Source organism: Streptomyces spiramenti (genome assembly GCF_012034385.1).
Taxonomy (GTDB): domain Bacteria; phylum Actinomycetota; class Actinomycetes; order Streptomycetales; family Streptomycetaceae; genus Streptomyces; species Streptomyces spiramenti.
In genome coordinates, this window is the sequence record NZ_JAAVJB010000419.1 from 1 (window position 1) to 2,003 (window position 2,003).

Sequence of the window (2,003 nt, forward strand, 5' to 3'; positions counted from 1 at the left end):
GCCCCTGCCCCACCACCACCCCCGCACGCGGTGAGCAGCGGCCCGGCCCCGGCGACGGCCAGCGCTGCCACTGCCGTCGAGGACAGAAGGGTACGGCGGCGGTGCCGCGTGCTCCTCGGCCGGGGGCCGGGGGCCGGCGTCGCGGGCACCGGGCACAGGCGGGGGTCCGCCCGCGTCGCTGTCGTCGGACGCCCCACGGGTCAGGGTGGTGCCGGAATCCGCGCCCTGGTCGACGGGGAACGGGTCGTAGCCGCAGAGGACTTCCTCCGCCGCTCCCGCTGCGAGCCCGGTGAGCATCGCGCGCCCGTCGTCGCAGACGAGGACGGTGCGGGCGGTGATGTTGCGGTGGGTCCAGCCGTGCGCGTGCACCACGCGGAGGGCCGCCAGCACGTCCGCGGCGATCTCCGCCGCGCGGTAGGGCCCCATGCGGTGTTCCGCGAGGAGGGCCGCCAGCGGGCGGCCGGGGACGAGTTCACTGACTATCCAGAGTCCGTCGCCCTGGACGAAGACGTCGAAGATCTGGTCCAGTCGGGCGTGGTCCGGCAGCGAGGCCGCCGCGGCGGCGGCCTCCAGCGCCCGGCGGACGACGGGGTCGTCGGGGGTGCGGGTCGCCAGGCCGGAGTCGCGCGGGTTCTGCTGCGGGCCGGGCCCGCGGGGGTGGCCGCCGTCCAGCACCTCAGCGTCGAGCACCTCGGGCAACGGCACCTGCCTGACCAGGACTTCCTGGCCGCTGGCGGTGTCGTAGGCCCTGGTCTCCACCAACTCGTAGGCGTCGGCAGGGGGTCGCGGAAGGCGATAGCGGTCCGCGAGCAGCCGCCCCGCGTACTGTTCCACTACGCCTCCCCTCGTGACGTGCCGTCGGCACCCGGTTGCTCACGATACGTGCCGATGGCGTGACACGACCATGCTCCGGTCCACGGGCTCCCGTTCAGCCGAGCGGGGCGAACGATTCGAAGGCCGTTTCCCGGAGTGTGCGGCAGTCATTCCCGTCCCACTCGGCCGCCACACACGTGACCATCACCGCGTACCCCCGCCCGTCGTCGACCCGGAAGCCGCGGTTGAGCACCCGGACCCGCGTTCCGGCCATGGTGCGCTCGAACTCCCAGTCCGAGACGGTGGGGTAGTCCCGCCATTCGACGGAGTCTATGCGGACCCGCTCGTAGTCGGTGCTGGCGTCACGTACCGAGGGTTCCAGCTCAAGCCAAGCCTGTTCGGCGTCGGATCCGGGTGACGTCGTGAAATCGACCTGAACCGCCGGGGGCGGCCCTGATGGATGGCTGTAAATCGCTCCGGAGTTGCGTCCGGCGGTACCCGTCTGCTCCCAGCCCTGGGGCATCGCCATGCTGAAGCGGTACTGGAGGTCGACGGTACGGGCAAAGCCGGTGGGGCCCTCGGGCGGGAAGGGGGCGTCGGTGTCGCGTTCGGGAGTGTTCCTCGGCGGGCCGGATTCCTCGGGCTCCGTGCCCTCCGCCGCGCCGTCCTCTCCCGGTGCCGCGTCGTCCCCGGGGTCCTGGTCGCCGTCCGGGCCGCCGGTGGAGTCGCCCGCGCCACCGTCCGCCGTGTCGTCGTCCGGGCCCCCGGCGCCGTCGGTGCCGCCGTCGCCGGTGCCGTCGTCTGCGGGCTCGGTGGGGCCGGGACCGGGATCGCCGCCGGAGTCCCCGTCGGCGAGTCGGGAGACCAGCAGCGCGCCGAGCACGGCCAGCGTGGCGAGGAGCGCGACCAGGATCAGGACCAGGCGGCGTCGGCCGCCGTTGCCGGTCGTCGTAGCGCCGGAGCCGCCGTCGCCCGGACCGCTCGCGCCCGTACCACCGTCGGCCGAACCCCCGCGGGCTGAACCCCCGCGTGCTGAACCCCCGCGGGCTGAACTGCCGCCGCTCTCGCCGCCGGCGGCCTTTCCGCTGTCGGCGCCGAGGGCGGTGGCGGCTGCCGGGCGGTCCGTGCCGCCCGGCTTCTCGGAAGCAGCGGCGGCCGGTCGTCGGGGGTCGTCGCCGGCGGCGCGGGGG

At 74.9% G+C, this 2,003-nt stretch carries 1 protein-coding gene and 1 pseudogene; both read right to left on the bottom strand.

All coding sequences use genetic code 11. The features are described from left to right. Positions 1-834, bottom strand: an 834-nt coding sequence (locus HCJ92_RS23825; RefSeq protein ID WP_167935681.1) for a protein kinase, incomplete at its 3' end; no start/stop codon positions are given. Between the two features lie 94 nt (positions 835-928). Continuing rightward, positions 929-2,003, bottom strand: a pseudogene (locus tag HCJ92_RS23830) (serine/threonine protein kinase); the annotation flags it as partial.